Genomic DNA, 21700 nt, shown 5'->3' with positions numbered 1-21700 from the left:
ATAGAAATATTCAGGCATAAAAAAGGGACAGCATACATGCTGTCCCTTTTTAAAAACTACTTTTAGAGTATCAGTCTTGCAATGCCTTGATGATGTCAGGGTGGTTAAACAAACGAGATATCTTAGTTTCGAAGGCCGACACGGCAACGCGAGAGTTTTGCCCAGCGAAGCCTGCCCCTGAAATCTTTTCCTTTCCTGCTGATCGTGACGATGCTGATGCTATTTCCCGGCCTTCACTATCTTTTACCTGCAAGACAAGATCATAAATCAGAGCAATGCTCATCATGACATCTGTCTTCCATTCCGAGACCGTCAAAATTATATTTTTCTGTTGCCCATTATTTTTGATAACACTGGCGACCATCGATGTATCTGGAGAGGAAAAGTAGAGCTTGTTAACTTGGAAACCTGATTTTTCGAGAGAGCGGGTCAACGCATCTGACATATCGTTAGTTAGAGGTTTGCCACTAAGGGTTGTTACCTCGAATGGATTACCAAAACCTCCCCGTTGAAGGCCAATGAAATTAGCGGTTTTATCGCCGTTGATAACATAGCTTCGGTTATCGATAACGCCAAGGCCGACTTTCGCGGTTCCCTTTATTGGTAGAGACATATCGGCTTGTTGATAGTCATATTTATTACCTACGGCACAGCCCGTTAAAATAGATAAACATATAATGGCAATAGAATACTTACACAGTCTCACTGGGACACTCCTTTGTTTTTGCTGAAAATATCAGTCAATACTTCATCGACCATGGCTTCCGGGTTTTTTCTAACCAATGAGGTTCGATATGATCTTCCTGTAGCGAACTGATAGTTAGTCTCAGGATCTCTGAAATTGATATTCAGTTCGAGCATATACATCGTTATATCCCACATCCACTTATCTCGATATTCAACAATGACCTGTGTCGGTTGGGGTGGCGTTGCATTTGTTCCAGAAGTCGCTTGCAAACCCATGCTATTGAGACGATTGGCGATCAGCTTTTCTATGCCTCGATTATCTTTTTCAAACTTGACCACATGAAATGATTTCATTTGCGAGATATCGACTTGGGGATCTACATCAGAGATTAATTGTGAGTTTGAACAGCCGGTAACTAACACCGCAAAGATAGCGGCAATGAACGGTTTGATGAATTGTCGCATAAAAAATATCCTTATTTTATAGAACGTTGATGCTGTAAAGGTTGCTCGTCAGGCAAGAGTGCCTAGATTGACAGCTCCTCCATTCGAGGGGGGGATATTAGCCTGATCGGATTATTACGAACAAGAGGAGGGCAGCATTGTTGTTGATATTTTTACTCATTTTGGAGAGTTGATTATGAGATATCTATACTTTGCCGGTTGATTGTTGTTAGTGTAATTAAATGAAACCATAAAAAAGCCAGCATCGCTGCTGGCTTTTGTTAACGTGGTATACGGCGTCTATTAGAGACGTAGTGCGCCGTCGACCTCGATGCAACGACCGTTTACATAGTCGTTCTGCAGGATGAAGGCAACGGTATTAGCGATCTCTTGTGGCTTACCTAGACGTTTAGCTGGGATAGTCGATTCGACTTTTGCCAGTGCTTCAGGTTTCATGCTCAATACCATTTCGGTACCGATAAAGCCTGGTGCAATAGAAGCCGCACGGATGCCGTAGCGGGCCAGTTCTTTTGCCCAAGTAACAGCCATCGCTTGTACACCGGCTTTAGTGGCCGTGTAGTTCGTCTGGCCCATGTTGCCGTGGCGTGAGATAGATGAGATGTTGATGATGCAGCCTTCGTTGCCCAGTTCAATCATCTTGATTGCGGCTTCACGACCACACAGGAATGTACCGGTCAGGTTAACATCCATTACGAGGTTCCAGTTGTCCAAGCTCATTTTGCTGACAACTTTACCTTCTTTAACCTTGATAAACAGGCCATCACGGGTGATACCCGCATTGTTTACCAGTCCATTGATAGCACCAAAGTCGGCGGCAACATCATTGAACAGTTTAACAACAGAATCTTCGTCAGATACGTTGGCAATATAGCCTCGAGCTTCTACACCGAACTCCATGCACAGACCAATAGTTTCATCTAGACCTTCCTGATCGAGATCGGCGAGGGCAAGTTTTGCGCCTTTTTCTGCGAGTTCCAGTGCCATTGCACGACCCAGACCGCGGCCGCCGCCGGTAATAACAATTACTTTATCTTTCAGTTCCATCAGTTTTACTACCTTATCTTCTATATTTTATTTTCTTTTTTATTATGGCTATTTTGTGCGATGCAAAATGCTTTGGTAAGAACTTATAACGCTTCTGCAAAAAAGTCTACTGATTAAACGGTCAATTGCTTAAAGTGTATAATAAACAATGACTTGTGATGTTAATTTATTGTCCTTTTTTGCCGATTTGTCAGCTTGACAAGTTGTAAAGTATGCAGGTTTAGGTGCGTTTTGATATAGTTTTTTAGTCGTAATGCTGCGAATGCGATTGGTTTTTATGGGGTTGAAAAAACCACAAGAGTCCCTAACTATATTGAATGTTCAGTGTTTTTTCTGATTGCCCTATATGTTGTGCAAAATTTCTATCGGGGCTATTTATTTATCTGTGATGGGCTGTTGAGGGATCGTGGAAAGTAAGTTCAAGATGTCCTCAAGGGGATAAGGCTTACTTTTCTTTTCTCTTAGCGGACACAGGATTGGAGCATTATGCGCTTTCTTCTACTGCTTTTTATTATTATCCCGGTGATTGAAATCACGGTGCTGATTAATGTCGGTCAGGCGATCGGAGCCTGGTATACGGTTGGCTTGGTGTTGTTGTCTGCGTTTATCGGGGTAAACATGCTGCGCTATCAGGGATTGTCTACGCTCGCTCGGGCGCAGGAACGGATGAATACTGGGCAGGTACCCGGTAATGAAATGGTTGAAGGGATTGTGCTGGCGGTGGGCGGTGCTTTATTGCTGACACCGGGGTTTGTTACCGACGTGATTGGCTTTTTGTGTTTGATTCCCTTCACCCGTCAGTGGCTTGTGCGTCAGGCCATGAGTCGTTTTACCATTGTGGCGATGTCGCACCGGCAGGAAAATCCTGACATGGGCGATTCACTGCACCATCGTCAGTATCCGCCACATCATTCGGATGCGGGTAAGCCCGGCGATATTATTGATGGTGATTTTCGTCGCGAAGACTAAAAATATTTTTACTCTGGGTGTTGAAATGTCTTTTGGCGCCCCCACTTAGTGTGTCATCCAAGGATTTGTAGCAACGCTTTGTTGCTGCACTTTATAAAACAAAACTGACTTTTTTTGATCAACGGATCAGGAGAGAGATTCAATGAAAATTCGTCCGCTTCACGACCGTGTGGTTGTTCGCCGTAAAGAAGAAGAAGCAACTACTGCCAGTGGTATTGTGCTGCCAGGTTCTGCTGCTGAAAAGCCTAACCAGGGTGAAGTTCTTGCTGTAGGGACTGGTCGTATTACCAGTACCGGTGAGATCCAAGCTCTGGATGTTAAGGTTGGCGACACTGTGCTGTTTGGTCAGTACGCAGGTTCTAACACCGTTAAAGTTGATGGTGAAGAACTGCTGATCATGAACGAAAGCGATATTTACGGTGTACTGGAAAGCTGAGTTAAAGCTTCTGGTAAGAATTTCTAATTGAATTTTTTTAGACACAGGATTTTTAAAAATGGCTAAAGAAGTACTGTTTGGTAACGATGCTCGCGTACGTATGCTAGCGGGTGTAAACATTCTGGCTGATGCAGTTAAAACCACATTAGGACCTAAAGGTCGTAACGTTGTTTTGGACAAAGCATTCGGCGCTCCTACTGTCACTAAAGACGGCGTATCTGTTGCGAAAGAGATCGAGCTGAAAGATAAGTTCGAAAACATGGGCGCACAGATGGTTAAGGAAGTTGCTTCCCAGGCCAACGATGTTGCCGGTGACGGCACCACTACTGCAACCGTACTGGCTCAGGCTATTGTTAACGAAGGCCTGAAGTCTGTTGCTGCTGGCATGAACCCAATGGATCTGAAGCGCGGCATCGATAAAGCGTCCGCTGCGGTAGTTGAGCAGCTGCGACTGATGTCTGTTCCTTGTGCTGATGGTAAAGCGATCGCTCAGGTCGGTACTATCTCTGCTAACTCTGACGCCCACGTGGGTGACATCATCGCTGAAGCGATGGAAAAAGTTGGTAAAGAAGGTGTTATTACCGTTGAAGAAGGTTCCGGTCTGGAAAACGAACTGGACGTCGTTGAAGGTATGCAGTTCGATCGTGGCTACCTGTCTCCTTACTTCATCAACAACCAAGAAAGCATGAGTGTTGAGCTGGAAAGCCCATACATGCTGATTGTTGATAAAAAAGTATCTAACATCCGTGACCTGCTGCCGATTCTGGAGCAAGTGGCTAAAACTTCTCGTCCGCTGCTGATTATTGCTGAAGATGTTGAAGGCGAAGCGTTGGCAACATTGGTTGTTAACAACATGCGCGGTATCGTTAAAGTCGCTGCGGTTAAAGCGCCTGGCTTCGGCGATCGTCGTAAAGCGATGCTGGAAGATATTGCTATCTTGACCGGCGGTACTGTGATCTCTGAAGAGGTTGGTCTGAGTCTGGATACTGCAACGCTTGAGCAACTGGGTCAGGCTAAGCGCGTCACAATCACGAAAGAAAGCACCACTGTTGTTGACGGTGTTGGCGATCATACTGGCATTGAAGCGCGTGTTTCTCAAATTCGTGCGCAGATGGAAGAAACATCTTCTGACTACGACCGTGAAAAACTGCAAGAGCGTGTGGCCAAATTGGCTGGCGGTGTTGCTGTCATCAAAGTCGGTGCTGCTACCGAAGTTGAGATGAAAGAGAAGAAAGCTCGCGTTGAAGATGCGCTGCATGCAACTCGTGCTGCCGTTGAAGAAGGCGTAGTACCTGGGGGCGGTGTTGCACTGATCCGCGCAATGGACAATGTTGGCGCGCTGCAAGGCGACAACCATGATCAGACTGTTGGTATCGAGCTAGCTTTCCGTGCTCTCGAAGCGCCACTGCGTCAGATCGTTGGTAACGCGGGTGAAGAAGGTTCAGTGATCGTTGCTAACATTCGTGAAAAAGGTACAGGTAACTTCGGTTACAATGCTGCTACCGGTGAATACGGCGATATGATCGAGATGGGTATTCTTGATCCAGCTAAAGTAACTCGTTCTGCACTGCAAGCTGCAGCATCCGTTGCTGGTCTGATGATTACCACTGAAGCGATGATTGCTGATGAGCCATCTGAAGGCGGCGCTGGTATGCCTGATATGGGCGGTATGGGCGGCATGGGTGGTATGGGCGGAATGATGTAATTTTCCCCCACTTAAGCCTCGCTTAGAAGAAAGCCCCGTGTTCTGCACGGGGCTTTTCTTTTGGCAAAAAAACGGCTGAATAGTGTAATATCGACAGATCTGAACTGAAAAATTGGTCTTATAGAGAGTTTTACATGCGTGATCAGGATAAAGATCTGGAGTTACCGAGTTTTGGTCCGGCGGAGCGAGAACTGAATATCAACCCGGGCGTTCATCCGGCGGCATCGCCGCAGCATCGTGAGACAAAAGGGTCGGGGGCTCTGGGCTATTTTATTATGTTGCTGCTCGTGATCGCGGTAGGTGGGCTAGGATACTGGAGCTTTCTGCAGCATCAACAGTTGTTGGCACTTGAGGCTGAACGGGTCAGCGTTGATCAAAAAATAGTCGAACTACAGAAGTTATTTTTGGTGGCGGGTAATAGCGCGGCGCAAACCGGTGAAACCTTACAGAGTCAGGTGGAGAAACAAGCCACGACGACACAGCAGAAATTTACTCAACTGACGGGTGATGTTGCGAAGACACAGGATGAGATCGCCAAGTTGTGGGTGATTGCTCATCAACGTAATACCCCCAAAATTGCCGAATTAGAGACCCAGCTTAAGGCCGCGTTGACTCAGGTTGAGACGCAAACTAAAGCGGTCAGCGATACGGCTGCGCATCTGGCTAAGTTAGATAAACAGTTGAAGGCGGTTGAGGCGAAAGAGAGTGATAATCAGAAGCAGGTTGCGGCTATCAAGCAGAGCGTCGCTTCATTGAGTACCGAGTTTCAGATACTGTCAGAGTCGCTCGAGCGTCAGCAGGCCGAGCAGGGCAAGAGTTTATCCGCTTTGGCTCAACAGGTTAGTGGGTTGAAGAGCAATCAAGGCAGTGCGGCTGGGCTTGAACGGCGGGTCCGGATAAATGAGCAAGCGGTTAAAGCGATCGATGGTTCGCGTTTACAGTTGAATAATGAGTTACTGCAGATCCGCCAGAAACTGAATAACTTACAGTTGAAGGTTGAGAAACTGTAAGTCTTGCACCGCTAAGCATAGGAAAAAGTGATGATTAAAGTTTACGGGGGTGTTTATTCCCGCGCCTGCATGGTGATGTGCACACTCGAGACGTTAGGGCTGGAGTATGAACATATCGCCATGATGCCGCGCAGCGAGCCAACCCAGAGTGCCGATTACCTTGCATTAAACCCCACTGGAAAGCTGCCAACCTTAGTCGATGGCGATTTGGTTCTGTGGGAAAGCCAGGCGATTTTGTTTTATTTAGCGCGTAAATATGGCGCGGGTTTGTTGTGGGTTGATACCCTAGAACAGGAAGCCGACCTTTATCGCTGGAGTCTTTATATTAGCAACCAGCTTGAAGTGCCGGCATTAGCGTTATTGTTGGCGGTGAAGTATGCCCAAGGCGAACCCGATCAGCAGGTGATTGATGCTCAGGCACTGTTACTTAAACGATTTTTACCCACCTTAGAAAGCCATCTGCAGGGCAAAGATTACCTTGTTGGCGATAAACTGACGGTGGCCGACTTTCATGGTGCGGCGGTATTGGCGTGGCCAAAGATGGCAGGATTTGATTATTCGGCGTATCCTGCGGTGGTTCGTTGGATTGAACACATACAGGGATTACCCGTACAACAAAAAGTGATGCAACGCGCCTAAGTTAAAAAATGCCGTTTTTTTATACAGGTTAGTGATTGCGATCCCGATGTTGTAAGGGCAAAATAGTCAGTCATTTTTTGACGAGGAAGACAGCGCTTTAATGGAAATTCGTGCATTTTTTGCGCTGGCCCTGCCGGGTTCTGTGGCTCGATGGTTGGCAGATTACGCTGATACCCTGTGTCAGTATGACAAGCAGATTGAAGTAAATTGGGTCGATGCGGAGTTTTATCATCTGACGCTTTGTTTCCTCGGTGAGATCTCATTAGTGCAGATCGATCAGTTGGAAGGCATCGCCCGGAGTAAATTAGCCGAGGTGCGTTCATTTCAGGTGCATATCGATACTGCCGGCTATTACGCGGTGAGCCAGCAGCTCTCGGTGATTGCTGCGATGGGCGAGGAAGATGAAGAACTGAATAGTCTGAACCGAGCGATGATGGAGATCGCTTTGGAAGCGGGTATTGAGTTTAAAGAGGAAGATTTTAAGCCACATATCACTCTTGGACGCTTACCCGCTAAAAATAAGTTTGTACCGCCACCAGAGTGGCCGTCATTGGATCTTTTTAGTCTGGCTGATTCGGTGATCCTGTTTCAGAGTAGACCGGGCGAACGGGGCTCTATTTATACGCCGCTGTTTGAAATTCCCCTGCAGGACATGGCCTAAGCCAGCTGCAAAATCTAAATTATCAACGTAGTGAATCATGTTTAAACCAGAACTCCTCTCGCCAGCAGGAACGCTGCGCAATATGAAGTATGCCTTTGCTTACGGCGCCGACGCGGTTTATGCCGGTCAGCCTCGTTATAGTCTGCGGGTGCGTAATAACGATTTTAATCTGGATAACCTGCGTGAGGGGATTGAAATCGCTCACGGGCAGGGTAAAAAACTGTATGTGGCCAGTAACATTATGCCCCATAACAGTAAGTTGAAAACCTACATTGATGATCTGCGCCCGGTGATAGAGATGGGACCGGATGCATTGATTATGTCTGATCCCGGTTTGATTTTGATGGTCAAAGAGCAATGGCCGGATGTGCCTATCCATCTGTCTGTGCAGAGTAATACCATGAACTGGGCCAGTGTTAAGTTTTGGCATCAGGCGGGTATTGAACGGATTATTATGTCCCGTGAACTATCCCTCGATGAGATTGCTGAGATTCGCGAGAAGTGTCCTGAGATCGAACTGGAAGTATTTGTTCACGGTTCACTCTGTATTGCCTATTCTGGCCGCTGTTTGTTATCCGGTTATATCAATCATCGTGATCCAAACCAAGGTACCTGCACGAACTCCTGTCGCTGGAAATACGATGCACATGAAGCCACCCAAGGCGACAATGGCGATTTGATCCCGGTGCAGAATTTTGATCCGAACGAAGCGCTAGTACAGCCGGCGCTGGGTGAAGGTGAACCGACCAACAAAATGTACCTGCTGCAGGAAGAAACTCGTCCCGGTGAGTTTATGCCTGCGTTTGAAGATGAACACGGCACCTATATCATGAACTCGAAAGACCTGCGGGCAATTCAGCATGTCCACAGACTGACGGAGATGGGGATACACTCGCTTAAAATCGAAGGACGGACTAAGTCCCATTATTATGTGGCGCGTACCGCGCAGGCCTACCGTAAGGCGATTGATGATGCCGTTGCGGGCCGTCCGTTTGATATGCGCTTGATGGATACCTTAGAGAACCTAGCGAACCGGGGTTATACCGAAGGCTTTTATCGTCGCCATGTGCACGATGAATATCAGAACTATGAAACCGGCAACTCCGTGGGGGTGCACCAGCAGTTTGTTGGTGAGGTGATTGGTCAAGATAAGCAAAAGGGTACGCTGGATATCGAAGTGAAGAACCGCTTTATGGTGGGTGACACACTGGAATTGATGACCCCCTCGGGTAATCGCAAATTCAAATTGGAACACCTCGAAAACCTTAAGGGTGAAGTGCGGGATTGCGCGCCGGGTTCTGGCCATAAAGTGCGTTTGCCCTTGGATATCGATGTCGATCTGGAGTATGCATTGTTAATGCGGGATCTACCGAATGCACCTAAGTTTGAAAGTGGTCAGTAAATAACGGCACCGCGATATGAAAAGGTATCTAGAGATACCTTTTTTTTACATTATTTTTTATAGCATTGATGATCGTTTATTCGAGTACGGTTGGGGTTGATGAAATACGATAAGTACTCACTGGGTCGAGCATTGCGCCCTTTTTCTTTTTCGGTGGCACTGATTACTTGTTTAGTCGGTATTGTGAGTGCGGCGGATACCGCTGGATTTAGTTATCCGGTGGCCTCTCTTATTCTTTTAGGGGCATTGTTGCTGCAAGCCTCCGTTAACCTGATTAATGATCATGCTGATCTGCAGTACCTGACGGATAGGGTTGTGCGCGCAAAGATCGTGCGCAATTTTAGGCTAGGATTAGGCTGTCTACTAGTGGCGGCTGCGGTGGGTATCTATCTGATCAGTTATGCGGGGCTGGGCTTATTAGCGTTGCTCTTGGTTGGTTTAGCGGGAGCGCTGGGCTATACCGTCGAGCCGATTAACTTTAAGCGCCGCGGACTGGCGGTGGTGTTAGTGTTTTGGCTGATGGGTGTGCTGATGGTGTGCGGCAGTTACTATATTCTCGCCGGTGAGATCAATTGGCTGATCTTTTGGCGTTCGGTGCCGGTCAGCTTGATCAGTTCGCTGTTGTTGCTGGCCAATGAGATCCGGGATGTCATCAGTGATGAGCAAGAGGGTATTCGTACTTTAACGGTTCGATTGGGCCTGCACCGTGCGCGAGTGTTATATCTGACGTTGCTGGCGAGTGTGATGGTTATCGCGACTGTGCTCTGGAGCTTGGGGGCAATATCGGGTTTCTGGTGGTTGGCGAGTTTACCGATGATCTGGCTATTATATAAACAGCAACAAGATGATGCCGGTCGAGCTTCCCTACCTCCGGCCAGCGGACGGTTTTTTATGCTATTTGGATTGTTGTATTGCCTGAGTCTGTAAACCGCACGATTTTGTCAATTCGGTAGGTTTGCTGTGCGCTGTTTTATACTAAGGCCGGGCACCGCCTGTGGATTAAATTAGTGTATAATTCCGCAGCAACTTTATAGAACGATGTACAGAACAACGAATAAAAAGCTGGTGTTTAGTGTTATCCACCGACTTTACTCAACACTGTTAAGGGTTACGCAGAGAGCCCTCAACCTCGACAAGAGCCTGAAATTGCGGAGTCAATAATGAGCGTAATTCGCCAAGACGATTTCATCAGTAGCATTGCAGATTCGCTGCAGTTTATCTCCTACTACCACCCGATTGATTTTATTCAAGGCGTGCATGAAGCCTATCTGAAGGAACAGAACCCAGCGGCGAAAGACGCGATGGCTCAAATCCTGATTAACTCCCGTATGTGTGCCGAAGGCAAACGTCCTATCTGTCAGGATACCGGTATTGTGACGGTGTTCCTGAAAGTCGGCATGAACGTGACCTGGGACGCGCAGATGAACGTTACCGATATGGTTAACGAAGGTGTTCGTCGTGCTTACACGCATCCAGATAACGTACTGCGTGCCTCTATTTTGGCCGATCCTGCCGGTAAGCGTCAGAATACTAAAGACAACACGCCAGCGGTGATTCATTACGAAATCGTTGAAGGTGATGAAGTTGAAGTGCATGTGGCAGCGAAAGGCGGCGGTTCGGAAAACAAATCTAAGATGGTGATGCTGAACCCATCGGACAGTATTGTTGATTGGATCGTGAAAACTGTACCTACCATGGGCGCTGGCTGGTGTCCGCCGGGCATGCTGGGTATTGGTATTGGCGGCACCGCTGAAAAAGCGGCGGTGATGGCGAAAGAATCTCTGATGGATCCTATCGATATCCATGAGCTGCGTGAACGTGGCCCGCAAAACCGTGTCGAAGAGCTACGTTTGGAAATCATGGATGCCGTTAACGGTCTCGGTATTGGTGCTCAAGGACTCGGTGGTCTGACAACCGTATTGGATGTGAAGATCATGGATTATCCAACTCATGCGGCATCATTGCCGGTGTGTATGATCCCGAACTGTGCGGCGACCCGTCATACGCACTTTAAACTCAACGGCAATGGCCCAGCGGTACTCACGCCACCAAGCCTTGATCAATGGCCTGAAGTGACCTTCGAAGTGGGTTCTAACACCCGTCGCGTCGATCTTGATACCGTGACGCCTGAAGATGTCTTGAGTTGGGAGCCCGGTGAAACGGTGCTGTTGAACGGTAAAATGCTGACCGGACGTGATGCTGCGCATAAGCGTATGGTCGAGATGCTTAACAACGGTGAAACTCTGCCGGTTGATCTGAAAGGCCGCTTTATCTATTACGTGGGTCCTGTTGACCCCGTACGTGACGAAATTGTAGGGCCTGCAGGTCCGACAACGGCGACGCGGATGGATAAATTCACTCGTCAGATTATCGAAAGCACTGGGCTGCTGGGTATGATTGGTAAATCCGAGCGTGGTCCGGTGGCTATTGATGCTATTCGTGATAACAAAGCGGTTTATCTGATGGCCGTTGGCGGTGCTGCTTATTTGGTGTCTAAAGCGATCACCAGTGCTAAGGTGCTGGCATTCCCTGAGATGGGTATGGAAGCGATCTATGAGTTCGAAGTGAAAGATATGCCGGTTACTGTCGCTGTAGACTCGAACGGTATTTCGGTTCACAACACAGGCCCTGCTAAGTGGAAGAAGATCATCGCCGAACAGGTCTGATCTTTAATCTGCATGATGAAACGCGGCTTCGGCCGCGTTTTTTGTATCTGTCAGGTGGCAAAGTAGGCCGTTAGTCGCTAAAAAAGGGCACACAAGTAGTAGGTTATTACGGACTCTCCAATCGTATAATTTTCAGACCCGTATAAATTACGATGAGAGTACCTGATGATGAAGAAAGTAATACTTAAGTTGCTATCTGCCGCCGCTATGGCCGGTGTGATGGTCTCTTCTGTGCAGGCAGATGAAGCGGCAATGGCTGCTGCCGGTGCAGAGGTTTTTAAACGCTGTCAGGCTTGTCACTCTGCTGACAGTAGCAAGAATGCTTTTGGCCCGAGCTTGACCGGCGTGGTAGGTAGACAGGCAGCATCGTTGCCCCGTTTTGCTTACTCAGAAGCGTTGCAAAAGTCTGGTATCACCTGGACCGAAAGCAATCTGCGACAGTGGGTGGCTGACAATACAAAATTGGTACCGGGCACACGCATGCGGCATGTGTCTATTACCGATCTGGCCGAGCAGGATTATCTGATCGCCTATCTGAAGACGTTATAGTCATCAGTACAGCGGGAGCGATTCCCGCTGTTTTTTATCATTTAAATCGATCCGTTTCGGTAGGTGTTAGGCGCACTTGGTCGATTGGCTCAGGCGGTTTTTTATCGCCATATAACGTGGCATCGGGCCGACATCTTCGTACACGGGATCACCTTCCTCCATTCGTATAATTTTAGTACCCGCCCGGTATGGCATCTTTTCTTCGGCATCGAGTAACACGGTGTGTAGTAGCTCGGCAACCAGTTCTTCTTCAGATAGGTGAAACAGCTCAGCTAAGGCCTGTACTTTAAGTTTGTCCTCTTCGTTGATTGCAAAATTACAATCAACTCGTTTACGCTTTTCAGTCGATTGTTCTTCCAATGTATTGAGAAGATTGGCCACATGGTTATTGGGCATAGTCTGGTTCCCCTGTTAATACTGTCCTATATACCATAGTTGACAGAAATAGTTGGGTAAATGCTGAATTCAAAAATCAACGTATTACCGGTATTGGTTGTCATTACTATATAGCGGCATTATGACTTTAAACTGAATATGCGATGGGTCGAAAACGGCAAGCGGCTGAAGTTCGAGTGCTAGATTCGACTGATAATCTGACTTAGGTGTTGTCGTTGATCGTTAATACACCATTTTAAGTAGTAAGTTTTGTCGCGCGCTAGCTGACGATAGAATATCTCGATAAGTTCGCTTAACCATTTTATTTTGATCTATTAACGCTTTGTTTTTTATCTGTTTTTAAATAAAAAGACGGTCTGGTATCGCTTACTCGGTTGAGTTTTTGGCGTGTTGCACTTGGCTATTAGGCAACAGATTTCTCTTAATAAGAAGGTCTTAGGCCTCTGCTGGCTCATGACTGGCGTGGCGGGTGTAGAAATAAAAACATATGGTATAGGCAGAAGGGGAATATCAGTGCTGCTGATAAGGGACGCAAATTGCATTTGCACTGTATTGACCTAAGTTTAAGTTGTTCTCTCATTTTCATCGTTTATTCAGTGTCATTGTGGTGCAGGTATAGGGAGCTTTAATCCGAACAGGTGCGAGATGAATATATCCCAACGGACTATTTTTAAGTGTTTGAGTTTCGCCCTGTTGCTTGGGCCATTCTGCTGGGCCACACCGGCCTCTGCTGAGATCAAATTGAGTTTCGGTGTTTATACTGCAGATAAACCCACGGTTGTAGTAAAGACATTCAAGCCATTGCTTAAGTTGTTGGAACGCTCTGTGGCGAAGACGCTCGGTGAGCCGGTGAAAATTAAACTGCAAGTCGCCAGCACCTATGCCGGTGGTATTGATGATATCAGTACGGGAAAAGTTGATTTTTCGCGTCTAGGTCCTGCCTCCTATATCAAGGCCAAGAGTTTACAACCCGATATTCACATTCTTGCGCTCGAAGCTAAAAACGGGCAAAAGCTTTTTCGTGGAGTGATCGCGGTGGCGGAAAATAGCTCGATCAAAGATGTCGCCGATCTAAAAGGCAAGCGTTTTGCTTTTGGTGATGAACGCTCCACCATTGGTCGCTATCTGGTGCAGTTGTATCTCTTTGAAAAACAGTTACAGGCGGCTGATCTTGCGTACTATGAGTATCTCGGGCGGCACGATAAAGTCGGTGCGGCGGTCGCCTCCGGGCAATTCGATGCGGGAGCGTTGAAACAAAGTACCTATAAGCGTCTAGTCGATAACGGTGCGGCATTGCGGGTTTTAGCCACCTTTCATAATGTGACTAAACCCTGGATAGCACGCGCGGGCCTTGATGAGCGAATAGTGTCTGCGCTTAAAGCGAGCTTACTTGAGATCTCAGATCCTATGGCGCTCGAAGCGCTACAAAAAGATGGTTTTGTTGATGGAAATGATACCGATTATGCGATTATAAGGAGAGCTATTGACCAAAATCCACGTTTTTTTAATCAGTCTTACTGACCTGCGAATGGGCTGTTAGCATGGGCTTTTTAGAGGCTAAGTCTCAGCAGGAAGCTGTTGCCACTCAGCAAAGGTTGCTGCCTCAAGGGATGTCGGAGAAAGTTGCTATCTTTCTTAAACGGCCGCCGTTATGGATCAAAATTATGTTGTCGCTGTTGCTGACATTGATCTTGGTGGTATTGGCGGTTGGTGAGCTTATGCGTCTACAGCTTCAAGCAGACTATTCGGCAAGCTTGCGCAGCACCAGCGAGGACACCTTTCTATTGCTGACTGCCGCGGCGCTCGAACCAGTGATTAGCGAAGATATTCCACAGCTGCGTAGTATCGTCAATGAAACCGCTCGATTACAGCCGGACATCCATGCTATCCGAGTCGTGAATGAAGAGGGGGTTTTGCTGGCTTCATCCTCTCGTGATGCAGACAAAGTGAGGCATCACCTCGTGAGCTTCTCCAAAGAGCTAATCTTTGAGTCTGAGTTGTTTGGAGTGTTGTCAATTGACTGGAGCACCGAACGCCTCGATAACGAGGTGATACATCATATTAATATGATGCGTTACTGGGTGATTGCGTCATTACTCACATTAACCCTGATTATTCTGGTGTTGATCCATTTCTTTGCTGTTCGCCCGATCGGTAAAATTCATCAACACCTGCTAGCCCTCAATCGAGGTAATTTAAAAAGCCGTATCGATATCCATTGTTCACGCGAACTGTCGCTGCTGAGTAATGCGGTCAATAACCTTGCGGATGCGTTGGCGATGCAGAAACTGCGGGAAGCGGAGCTTGAGTCAGCTCGGCGAGAGTTATTCGAAGCCAAAGAGATTGCCGAAATTACCCTACACTCCATCGGCGATGGTGTCATTTCGACCGATGTTGATGGCAATGTGCAGTACCTCAACCCGATCAGTGAACGATTAACCGGCTGGCGTACCGACGAAGCCCGTGGCCAGCCGATTGAAAAGGTGTTTAACCTTATTGATGAGATCACTCGTAACGCCTTGCCCTGTATTATCCGTCGCTGTTTAGAAGGCACTGAGACCGTCGCGTCTGAGAGCCATCCGTTGCTCATTGGCAGGAACGGGCTGGAGTCCGCAATTGATAATGCCGGTTCTCCTATTCGCAGCCGCAGTGGTGAGGTTATCGGTGCGGTGATGGTCTTCCATGATGTGACCGCATCCCGAAATATGACCCGTGAACTGCAATATCAAGCCGCTCACGATAGTCTGACCGATCTGATCAACCGCAAAGAGTTTGATCGACAACTGTTTCAGTATCGGGAAGACCTGCGTCACAAGGATCAGCGGCATACGCTGTTATATATCGATCTTGATCAATTTAAAATTGTGAATGACACCTGTGGTCATGCGGCTGGGGATGCGCTGTTACAGCAGTTGTCGCAGCTTATCGGCAACGAGCTTCGTCGAGGAGATATTTTTGCTCGGCTTGGCGGCGATGAATTCGGAATCTTGCTCAACGAGTGTCCGCTGTCGTTCGGTATCGAGATTGCGGAATCGATCCGTCGATCGGTCGAGCGCTTCAGGTTTGTTTGGAATGATATTGGTTTTTCTATCGGATCGAGTATTGGCATAGTGGCGATCACTTCGACATCTGCCGATGCTGCGCGCCTGCTTGAGCAAGCAGATGAAGCCTGTTATTCGGCGAAGGAGCTCGGTCGAAACCGATATCATGTGTACACCGCTAAAGATGACCAGGTGATCGGTCGCCAAGGTGAGATGAACTGGCTCGGTAAAGTAAATGCGGCGCTCGCAGAAGACCGCTTGGTGCTATATCAGCAAACTATTTTACCGTTGCAACAGGGAGGTTGTAGTGAAAACCATATTGAAATCTTGGTTCGTTTGGTTGAACCCGATGGTAGCTTGGTGCTCCCCTGCGCCTTTATTCCCGCTGCCGAGCGCTATGGGCTGATGCCTAAGGTTGATCACTGGGTTGTGAGCCACACGATGGATTGGTTTAGGCGGAATCCAGAAAAAATGAAGGCGTTGGTGCTGTGCAATATCAATCTATCGGGTAAATCGTTGTCGGATGATGCGTTGCTTAGCTACATCGAAGCGCAGCTTGATTCGCCCGAAATTGATGCCAGTAAGTTCTGTTTTGAACTAACAGAAACCGCGGCCGTATCGAACTTAGCCTTGGCGCTCAACTTTATCCAGCGACTCAAACAGAAGGGATGTCTGTTCGCGTTGGATGATTTTGGTAGTGGCATGTCTTCTTTTGGCTATTTAAAAATTCTACCGGTCGATTATCTAAAAATTGATGGCATGTTTGTCAAAGATATCGTCCACGACAAGACCAGCCGCACCATGGTGGCATCGATCAACGAAGTTGGCCATGTTATGGGCAAGCGTACTATTGCCGAGTTTGTTGAAAACGACGAAATACTCGAACATCTAAGAGAGATGGGCGTCGATTTCGCACAGGGCTACTGCATCTCACGGCCGGCCGCGCTGGAATAAGAGTATTGTGGTCGAGAATTTCTCGGTGATCGCTTTGAGTGTCAGCGCGTTGTTTGGTTTTAATATTCCCTTTTCGTTCCTATCTTTAATTTCGATTCCCTCGTTGTTTAGGGCTGTTTTTAGCCGTAAAACATAAACAATAAAAGCCTAATGTCATGCCTATTATATTTTGTGACTATCGGTCATAATCTGACTATTAGTTCTTATGGGTGTGTAAATCGTATGAATGATCGTAAAGCGAGAGAGTTTGCGCGCCGTGAACAGGATATTCTCGATGCGACGCTGGCGTTATTATTGGGTGAACAATGGGAAACCCTCAGCGTCGATAAAATTGCGCGGCATACGGGGATTGGTAAAGGCACCGTTTACAAGCATTTTGGCTGTAAAGATGATATTTACGCCCGGTTATTATTGGATAATTACCAGCGCATATTGATGCACTTTCAACAGATAGCGGCGGATAAAAGCTTAACCGGAGTGCAACAGGTGCGTCGTATGCTGATATACGCATTTGAGCATCATCGGGATAATATTGCTGAGCAACGCATGCATGTGCACTTTATTCAGAATGCGTTTCGTGAACGTCTTAGTGGTACTTATCAACAGCAACTCATAGAGAATGAGCAACACTTTACCGCAGCCTTTGGCCAAGCGATCCAGCAAGGCATTGCCGAGGGCGATGTTAATCCGGATATGCCACTCGATGTGATGATGGCGGGTATGAAAGCGACGTTTGAAGGCGCCATGATTATGCTACAAGAAGATAGCGGTTGTTATCAGTCGTTGATACAGACCAGAGAACAACAAAACACCTATATGAACCATGTGGTTGATTACATGATCGCCGCCCTTATCCGTCAGCCAATCGGTGAGCAGAAATGAAGATGAATAAATCAGTCTTAATGGCCGTTATTGTTGCTATCGTGATTGCTGTGTGGATGGCATCGGGTATGCAAAAAGAGGCAGAGCCTGCGCCACAAGCGCCATCAGACCAAGATAAGTCGCTAATGAAAGTTAAAGTTGAACATTCGAGCGCGAATCGAGTGCAACAGTTCGTTTTGGTGCAAGGGCATGTCGAGGCGAATCGATCTATCGATATCAAAGTAGAGGTTGATGGCCGTGTTGCGGCACTGATGGTCGATGAGGGGCAACGTGTGAAGGCCGGGGATCAGCTGATGCAATTATCGGCTGATTATCGTACCGCGCAGTTGGCCGAAGCTAAGGCTGTGTTAGCCCAGCGCAAAAGTGATTTGGCCGCCAGCCGTCAGTTGAAAACCCGCGGCTTACAATCCGAGAGTAAACTGTTTGCCGATGAAGCGGCGGTGCAGGCAGCCGAAGCGCAGCTGGCAAAAGCACGTTATGAGTCACAGGGTACACGCATTGAAGCGCCTTTTGCTGGGGTGCTAAATAAGCGTATGGTTGAACTCGGTGACTATATGAAAGTCGGTGATGTACTGGGCGAGTTGGTTGACGATGGCACGGTTAAAGTGACCGCTCAAGTGCCGCAGCACAGCGTCGGGCGCTTGGTCGAAAACCAGACGGTTCAGGTTGTTCTGAGTAATGGCCAGGAGATGACCGGCAGATTAAGTTTTATTGCCCCGGTTGCCGATGCGGTTACCCGCAGTTACCGGGTTGAAGTACAGATTCCGAATCCGTCGCACCAGCGTATTATTGGTTTGTCGGCAAGCCTGCAACTGCCTGCTGGTGAAGCGCTCGGCCACCTTTTACCCGGTTCGGTTCTAGGATTAGATGCTGCAGGTAATCTGCAAGTAAAGTTGGTTGATGACAATAATCGGGTCGTTACCGTGCCGGTCGAGATTATCCGCACCGATACGGAGGGATTCTGGCTGAGCGGCTTAGATAATGAGGTGCGCATTATCACCATCGGGCAAGATTTTGTTGCCGTTGGGGAAGAGGTTGAACCGGTAAGCGATACTGAATTGGCGCCGGCATCCGCCAATGACGCGCCGCTGCAGGAGGGTTGATCGATGATTGCAGCCTTGATTGCCGCGGCGATAGACCGTAGCCGCACCACGATTCTTATTCTGCTGTTTTTTCTTATTGGCGGGATGGCCGCGTTCCAGAGCATCCCTAAAGAAGCCGAGCCCGATGTGGCGATTCCCATTATTTATGTCTCTATTGGTTATGAAGGTATTTCGCCGGATGATGCGGTGCGCTTGTTGGTGCGGCCGATGGAGAAAGAGCTGAAATCGATCGAGGGCATTAAAGAGATGCGTTCGATCGGCTCCGAAGGGCATGCATCCGTTACCCTTGAGTTTGATGCCGGGTTCGATAGTGACACCGCACTGCAGGATGTGCGTGAAAAAGTCGATATTGCCAAGGGTAAGTTACCTTCCGGTGCCGACGAACCGCAAATTCATGAGGTTAACGTCGCGCTGTTTCCGGTGTTGAATATTGCTATTTCGGGTCCCGTTTCCGAGCGCCTAAAACTTAAAGTCGCTAAAGATCTGAAAGATGAAATTGAAGGGGTTGCGGGGGTGCTTGAAGTCGATATCGGCGGCGAGCGTGAAGAGTTAATGGAGATCCTGATTGAGCCGCAATTACTCGAAAGCTATCAACTGAACTTTGAAACGGTGCTGAACGTTGTGGCTCAGAATAACCAGTTGGTCGCGGCGGGTGCGGTTGATACGGGCAGTGGGCGGCAAGTATTGAAGGTGCCTGGGGTGGTCTCCGATTTGGACGATATGCTCAATATGCCGATAAAGTCTGACGCTGGCACCGTTGTGACGGTTGGCGATGTGGCCACTATCCGTAAAACCTATAAAGACCCTGAAGGCTTTGCTCGCGTGGGTGGCGGTGATGCTATGGTGCTGGAAGTTAAGAAAAAAGTTGGCGCCAATATTATCGAAACAATCGAATCAGTGCAGGCGATTGTGGCAGAGCGGAGCCAGTTTTGGCCGCAGGGTTTACAGTATTCCTATATTTTGGATCAATCCACTCAGACACGCACCATGCTGAGAGATCTGATGAATAATGTCTTAAGTGGCATTGTGTTGGTTATGATCGTGGTCTTAGCGGTGATGGGATTGCGCACCTCATTGCTGGTGGGCTTGGCGATTCCAGGCTCTTTTCTGGCCAGTATGATGGTGCTGAATCTAATCGGTTTCACGCTTAATATCGTGGTGTTATTCAGCCTGATTTTAGTGGTTGGTATGTTGGTCGATGGCGCTATTGTCGTTGCTGAACTGGCCGAACGCCGCATGAGTCAGGGGCTGAGTGCTCGAGAGTCTTTTCGTTATGCGGCATCTCGGATGGCGTGGCCGGTAATTGCCGGGACGGCGACCACCTTGGTGGTATTTATGCCGTTGATGTTTTGGCCGGGGGTGATCGGTGAGTTTATGAAATACTTACCGGCAACGGTGGTGGTGTGTCTCACGGCATCTCTGTTTATGGCATTGATTTTTCTTCCGGTGCTCGGCGCCATCAGTGTGCGTAAACAAGCGGGCACCATTGGTAGTGATGAATACGAACTGCCGCAAACCCCCGTGAACCGCGCTTATACACGATTGATGGCTAAGCTGCTGCACTATCCAATTACGGTGCTGCTGGTGGTCTTGATGGCGCTCGGCAGCAGCTATGCCGCCTATGGTGTGTTTGGCAAAGGGGTGGAGTTTTTCCCCGATGTTGAGCCTGAAATGGTGTTGATTAACTTACATGCGCGGGGCGATTTATCCATCTATGAAAAAGATGCACTGTTAAAGCAGGTCGAAGCCCGAGTGATGGATGTTCCCGGTCTTAAGTCGATTTATGCCCGCAGCTTCAATCAAGCCTCTAATGATACCGCTGAAGATGTTATTGGGGTGATTCAGTTTCAGTTAGATGATTGGGACACGCGGCCAAAAGCCGCCGAGATTCTGGCCCTGCTACATAAGCGAACAGCGGACCTACCGGGTATTAAAGTCGAAACCCGCAAAGCAGAAAGTGGCCCGAATTCAGGTAAGCCGATTAAGCTGTTGGTCAGTGGTTATGACAGCGAAGTACTCTATCAAACGGTCGCGGATATTCGTCAGATGATGATAGAGATGGGCGGCTTTTCCGGGGCAGAAGATGACCGACCATTGCCGGGGATTGAGTGGCGGATTCTCGTTGATCGGGAGGAAGCCGGTCGTTATGGTGCCAGCATTGCCCTCGTTGGGCAGGCGGTTCGTTTGATCACCAACGGTATTAAAGTCACGGATTATCGTCCCGACACCTCTGACGATGAGGTGGATATTATGATCCGTTTCCCCGAGGATAAACGCAATATTGATCAGTTGAGGCAGATGCAGCTGAGCACCAGCTTTGGCATGGTGCCAATGTCTAACTTTATTGAACTTGAGCCCGCGCCGAAAACGGGGATGTTGAAACGGGTCGATAGTCGCCGAGTGATTACTATTCAGGCGGATGCGCAAGATGGCTATCTGGTTAATGATTTGGTGGTCGCGATGCAAAAGCGTTTCGCGCAGCATACCTTTGACCCTCAGGTGCGTTTAACCTTTAAAGGTGAAGATGAACAGCAGAAAGAGACCGGTGACTTTTTGGTCAGCGCGTTTGGCACCGCACTGTTTTTGATGGCTTTGATACTGGTTACTCAGTTCAACAGTTTATACCAAGCGGGATTAGTGTTGTCGGCTATCGTTTTTTCTACCGCCGGGGTGTTGATCGGTTTGATGGTGGCGGGGCAAACATTTGGGATTGTTATGGTGGGTGTAGGTATCATCGCTTTAGCCGGTATTGTTGTGAATAATAATATCGTGCTGATCGACTGTTATAACGATCTGCGTAAGCAGGGGCGGTCTCCCTATGATGCGGCGTTACAAACCGGTAGTTTGCGTTTACGCCCGGTAATGCTGACAGCGATCACCACGGTGCTCGGTTTGCTACCGATGGTGTTGTCGATGAATATCGACCTGCTGAATCGGGATATCAGTTTTGGTGCGCCATCAACCCAGTGGTGGACCCAGCTCGCCAGTGCGATTGCCGGTGGGCTGTCGTTTGCTACCATACTGACGTTGTTCTTAACACCTTGTTTGCTGGTGTTAGGTGAGCGAAGGCTGTTTAAAAAGCGAGAATAGA

Annotated in this window: 19 protein-coding genes; 15 read left to right on the top strand and 4 right to left on the bottom strand. The window is 48.1% G+C overall.

The genetic code is table 11. The annotated features are described in order from the left end of the window. Positions 1–70: 70 nt before the first annotated feature. The 3 genes from ACN0T0_RS07405 to ACN0T0_RS07395 all read right to left on the bottom strand — a co-directional run bounded on the left by ACN0T0_RS07405 (position 71) and on the right by ACN0T0_RS07395 (position 2196). Positions 71–706, bottom strand: coding sequence for a hypothetical protein (locus tag ACN0T0_RS07405; protein ID WP_417224672.1), 636 nt, complete (start codon positions 704–706; stop codon positions 71–73). Next, a complete protein-coding gene (locus ACN0T0_RS07400) occupies positions 703–1152 on the bottom strand; it encodes a hypothetical protein (protein ID WP_417224670.1) in 450 nt (149 codons plus the stop codon). The genes ACN0T0_RS07405 and ACN0T0_RS07400 overlap by 4 nt, the downstream gene beginning before the upstream one ends. A gap of 282 nt (positions 1153–1434) precedes the next feature. Further along, on the bottom strand, positions 1435–2196 hold the full coding sequence (locus ACN0T0_RS07395; protein ID WP_417224668.1) for an SDR family oxidoreductase: 762 nt from the start codon (positions 2194–2196) through the stop codon (positions 1435–1437). 486 nt (positions 2197–2682) lie between these two features. On the opposite strand from ACN0T0_RS07395, the gene ACN0T0_RS07390 reads away from it, so the two are divergent. From ACN0T0_RS07390 to ACN0T0_RS07345, 10 genes are all read left to right on the top strand, one after another. After that, complete coding sequence (locus ACN0T0_RS07390) at positions 2683–3165, top strand: FxsA family protein (protein WP_417224666.1); 483 nt, start codon at positions 2683–2685, stop codon at positions 3163–3165. A 142-nt stretch (positions 3166–3307) separates the two neighbouring features. Further along, complete coding sequence (locus ACN0T0_RS07385; RefSeq protein ID WP_126158479.1) at positions 3308–3601, top strand: co-chaperone GroES; 294 nt, start codon at positions 3308–3310, stop codon at positions 3599–3601. Between the two features lie 58 nt (positions 3602–3659). Beyond that, positions 3660–5306, top strand: coding sequence for a chaperonin GroEL (groL, locus tag ACN0T0_RS07380; RefSeq protein WP_417224664.1), 1647 nt, complete (start codon positions 3660–3662; stop codon positions 5304–5306). A 134-nt stretch (positions 5307–5440) separates the two neighbouring features. Beyond that, positions 5441–6316: a hypothetical protein gene (locus ACN0T0_RS07375; RefSeq protein ID WP_417224662.1), complete on the top strand. Its 876-nt coding sequence runs from the start codon at positions 5441–5443 to the stop codon at positions 6314–6316. A gap of 30 nt (positions 6317–6346) precedes the next feature. Then, a complete protein-coding gene (locus ACN0T0_RS07370) occupies positions 6347–6955 on the top strand; it encodes a glutathione S-transferase family protein (RefSeq protein WP_417224660.1) in 609 nt (202 codons plus the stop codon). A gap of 100 nt (positions 6956–7055) precedes the next feature. Continuing rightward, a complete protein-coding gene (thpR, locus tag ACN0T0_RS07365) occupies positions 7056–7616 on the top strand; it encodes an RNA 2',3'-cyclic phosphodiesterase (RefSeq protein WP_417224658.1) in 561 nt (186 codons plus the stop codon). Positions 7617–7653: 37 nt separating this feature from the next. Then, a complete protein-coding gene (gene yegQ / locus ACN0T0_RS07360; RefSeq protein WP_417224656.1) occupies positions 7654–9018 on the top strand; it encodes a tRNA 5-hydroxyuridine modification protein YegQ in 1365 nt (454 codons plus the stop codon). Positions 9019–9117: 99 nt separating this feature from the next. Beyond that, positions 9118–9945 carry a prenyltransferase gene (locus ACN0T0_RS07355; protein ID WP_417224655.1) on the top strand — a complete coding sequence of 276 codons (828 nt, stop codon included), beginning with the start codon at positions 9118–9120 and terminating at the stop codon, positions 9943–9945. 233 nt (positions 9946–10178) lie between these two features. After that, positions 10179–11684 carry a fumarate hydratase gene (locus ACN0T0_RS07350; RefSeq protein WP_417224653.1) on the top strand — a complete coding sequence of 502 codons (1506 nt, stop codon included), beginning with the start codon at positions 10179–10181 and terminating at the stop codon, positions 11682–11684. Positions 11685–11849: 165 nt separating this feature from the next. Then, entirely contained in the window at positions 11850–12233 is a 384-nt protein-coding gene (locus ACN0T0_RS07345; protein WP_417224651.1) for a c-type cytochrome, read from the top strand. A 66-nt stretch (positions 12234–12299) separates the two neighbouring features. Here ACN0T0_RS07345 and ACN0T0_RS07340 read toward each other — a convergent pair whose 3' ends face one another. After that, positions 12300–12629: a hypothetical protein gene (locus ACN0T0_RS07340; RefSeq protein ID WP_417224649.1), complete on the bottom strand. Its 330-nt coding sequence runs from the start codon at positions 12627–12629 to the stop codon at positions 12300–12302. Positions 12630–13274: 645 nt separating this feature from the next. On the opposite strand from ACN0T0_RS07340, the gene ACN0T0_RS07335 reads away from it, so the two are divergent. The 5 genes from ACN0T0_RS07335 (at position 13275) to ACN0T0_RS07315 (ending at position 21699) form a co-directional block, all read left to right on the top strand. After that, positions 13275–14150, top strand: a complete 876-nt coding sequence (locus ACN0T0_RS07335) for a PhnD/SsuA/transferrin family substrate-binding protein (RefSeq protein ID WP_417224647.1) — start codon at positions 13275–13277, stop codon at positions 14148–14150. Between the two features lie 20 nt (positions 14151–14170). Beyond that, a complete protein-coding gene (locus ACN0T0_RS07330) occupies positions 14171–16624 on the top strand; it encodes an EAL domain-containing protein (RefSeq protein WP_417224645.1) in 2454 nt (817 codons plus the stop codon). A gap of 222 nt (positions 16625–16846) precedes the next feature. Next, entirely contained in the window at positions 16847–17506 is a 660-nt protein-coding gene (locus ACN0T0_RS07325; RefSeq protein ID WP_417224644.1) for a TetR/AcrR family transcriptional regulator, read from the top strand. Beyond that, on the top strand, positions 17503–18609 hold the full coding sequence (locus ACN0T0_RS07320; protein WP_417224642.1) for an efflux RND transporter periplasmic adaptor subunit: 1107 nt from the start codon (positions 17503–17505) through the stop codon (positions 18607–18609). The genes ACN0T0_RS07325 and ACN0T0_RS07320 overlap by 4 nt, the downstream gene beginning before the upstream one ends. Before the next feature lie 3 nt (positions 18610–18612). After that, complete coding sequence (locus ACN0T0_RS07315) at positions 18613–21699, top strand: efflux RND transporter permease subunit (protein ID WP_417224641.1); 3087 nt, start codon at positions 18613–18615, stop codon at positions 21697–21699. Position 21700: the final 1 nt, after the last annotated feature.

It is taken from the genome of Amphritea sp., from assembly GCF_048266285.1.
GTDB lineage: Bacteria > Pseudomonadota > Gammaproteobacteria > Pseudomonadales > Balneatricaceae > Amphritea.
Note: the sequence above shows the minus strand (reverse complement) of the source record. Positions and strands in the feature narration are given on the sequence as shown.

Bases quoted from the DNA above. Each gene is read 5' to 3' on its own strand.
- ACN0T0_RS07400 (WP_417224670.1), bottom strand. From the start codon at position 1,152: ATGCGACAATTCATCAAACCGTTCATTGCCGCTATCTTTGCGGTGTTA.
- ACN0T0_RS07395 (WP_417224668.1), bottom strand. From the start codon at position 2,196: ATGGAACTGAAAGATAAAGTAATTGTTATTACCGGCGGCGGCCGCGGT.
- ACN0T0_RS07390 (WP_417224666.1), top strand. From the start codon at position 2,683: ATGCGCTTTCTTCTACTGCTTTTTATTATTATCCCGGTGATTGAAATC.
- ACN0T0_RS07385 (WP_126158479.1), top strand. From the start codon at position 3,308: ATGAAAATTCGTCCGCTTCACGACCGTGTGGTTGTTCGCCGTAAAGAA.
- groL (WP_417224664.1), top strand. From the start codon at position 3,660: ATGGCTAAAGAAGTACTGTTTGGTAACGATGCTCGCGTACGTATGCTA.
- ACN0T0_RS07375 (WP_417224662.1), top strand. From the start codon at position 5,441: ATGCGTGATCAGGATAAAGATCTGGAGTTACCGAGTTTTGGTCCGGCG.
- ACN0T0_RS07370 (WP_417224660.1), top strand. From the start codon at position 6,347: ATGATTAAAGTTTACGGGGGTGTTTATTCCCGCGCCTGCATGGTGATG.
- thpR (WP_417224658.1), top strand. From the start codon at position 7,056: ATGGAAATTCGTGCATTTTTTGCGCTGGCCCTGCCGGGTTCTGTGGCT.
- yegQ (WP_417224656.1), top strand. From the start codon at position 7,654: ATGTTTAAACCAGAACTCCTCTCGCCAGCAGGAACGCTGCGCAATATG.
- ACN0T0_RS07355 (WP_417224655.1), top strand. From the start codon at position 9,118: ATGAAATACGATAAGTACTCACTGGGTCGAGCATTGCGCCCTTTTTCT.
- ACN0T0_RS07350 (WP_417224653.1), top strand. From the start codon at position 10,179: ATGAGCGTAATTCGCCAAGACGATTTCATCAGTAGCATTGCAGATTCG.
- ACN0T0_RS07345 (WP_417224651.1), top strand. From the start codon at position 11,850: ATGATGAAGAAAGTAATACTTAAGTTGCTATCTGCCGCCGCTATGGCC.
- ACN0T0_RS07340 (WP_417224649.1), bottom strand. From the start codon at position 12,629: ATGCCCAATAACCATGTGGCCAATCTTCTCAATACATTGGAAGAACAA.
- ACN0T0_RS07335 (WP_417224647.1), top strand. From the start codon at position 13,275: ATGAATATATCCCAACGGACTATTTTTAAGTGTTTGAGTTTCGCCCTG.
- ACN0T0_RS07330 (WP_417224645.1), top strand. From the start codon at position 14,171: ATGGGCTTTTTAGAGGCTAAGTCTCAGCAGGAAGCTGTTGCCACTCAG.
- ACN0T0_RS07325 (WP_417224644.1), top strand. From the start codon at position 16,847: ATGAATGATCGTAAAGCGAGAGAGTTTGCGCGCCGTGAACAGGATATT.
- ACN0T0_RS07320 (WP_417224642.1), top strand. From the start codon at position 17,503: ATGAAGATGAATAAATCAGTCTTAATGGCCGTTATTGTTGCTATCGTG.
- ACN0T0_RS07315 (WP_417224641.1), top strand. From the start codon at position 18,613: ATGATTGCAGCCTTGATTGCCGCGGCGATAGACCGTAGCCGCACCACG.